Annotated in this window: 2 pseudogenes; one reads left to right on the forward strand and one right to left on the reverse strand. The window is 54.4% G+C overall.

Annotated elements, in window-relative coordinates:
* Positions 1 to 751 (forward strand): annotated as a pseudogene (locus ACR4XW_RS15850) (hypothetical protein); the annotation flags it as partial.
* A gap of 10 nt (positions 752 to 761) precedes the next feature.
* Here ACR4XW_RS15850 and ACR4XW_RS15855 read toward each other — a convergent pair.
* Positions 762 to 1,500: pseudogene (locus tag ACR4XW_RS15855) on the reverse strand (hypothetical protein); the annotation flags it as partial.

The following is a 1,500-nucleotide window of genomic DNA, read 5'->3' on the forward strand; positions in this document are numbered from 1 at the left end:
CGCAATGGCTGCCAACACCGGTGAACGTACGCTCATACCGGCCATCATCCCGCCAGGAGCAGCACATCCAAATGGAGTTTTTTGTCTTGGTGGCGACGCCTGGAAGATAGTCCAACTCGCTGGCGTCTTCTCGTCCTTGCTGAGCGACTTGGCTGTCAGGGCAGCCCCGAAGAGCGGCATCTACCAAGGAGTTGTTGAACGTCTCTTTTACCCGGGCCGGAGCGACAGCCCACTAGTGCATCGCATCGGACTGCGGATACTTCGACTCAACTGTCTCACCCACGAATATGCGCCGCTCTGGAGGGAGCTGTGGATACCCCAATACTCCCAAGACTCTTGGCTACTCGATGACGTGCGCTCGTCAAGGCCAAGGCTTGCCGACGTCGGACCTGAGTGGACAACTGAAACCCCACTCCGGCGGGATCTTGACAGAAGAAATGCCTTAGTGGAGATCGACGCTCTAGTGAGTCTGCTTCTTGGAATCACCGCAGCTGAAATTTGCTCAGTCTATCGTACACATTTTCCAGTTCTGTTCGGTTATGACCGAAATGAGTACTTGTTTGATGCCGAAGGTCGCGTAGTACCTACATCGATTAGAAAACAGTGGCGAACCAAAGGTGACGACCTCAGCCATGAGGAACGGACCGAGAAACACGCTTCAGGAACCGTGTACACATATAAGCTTCCTTTCGTCTATCGTGACCGCGAAAAGGACATGCGACTGGCCATGGACCGAATCTCAAATCTGTAATTCGTAAGACTCAGAGGTCGCAAAGGGCCTCGTATGCGCTTCTCATGTCGGCTTCGCGGTCGAAGGTCCGGAAGGTAACAGTATGTTCGTTGCCAGGGGGGTTTGTGCCAGATTCTGATCCGGGACTCTCTCTCCTGCCAGATACCATAGTTTGATCGCTGTCAGACACAAGGCGCCCCCTTGAGTTGTATGCGTATCGATTCCGGTCATAGCCGACGAGAACTGGGAAGTGAGTTCGATAGACGGTGGACATTTCATCGGCTGATATTCCCAGCATCTTCGCCACCAGCACGTCCAACTCCAGTTGTGCGTTGCGGCGCTCTATGTCGCGACGCAAAGGTGTGCGAGGGGTCCAGCTTGCTGCAACGTCGCCCAAGTCCGACGCCGCGAGGCTTTCGTGCTCCAAGAGCCAGTGATCCGATTTAAATATGGGGTCCCATACGTGCTCCCAAAAGTCCGAATATGCCTCCGTCAAACAATTAAGGCGCATTACCCTAAGCAGAACCTTTGGCGCCAAAGGATGGTCTTGCAGCGGAAAGGTGAGGCGTTCGATAGATGAAAAGTGAATATCTGCCTTGGGTACGCTGCGCACCTGTAGATCTGCAAGAAGAGTGGAAAGCACCCCAGCCAAAAGCGCCAACCGTCGCGGTTGCATGTTGCCGCTTGTGTAGATGGCGTTCACATGTGCTGCTCCTGGCGGGATGATGGCCGGTATGAGCGTACGTTCACCGGTGTTGGCAGCCATTCGT

The organism is Pseudenemella bisphenolivorans (assembly GCF_051133435.1).
Taxonomy (GTDB): domain Bacteria; phylum Actinomycetota; class Actinomycetes; order Propionibacteriales; family Propionibacteriaceae; genus JAAYAO01.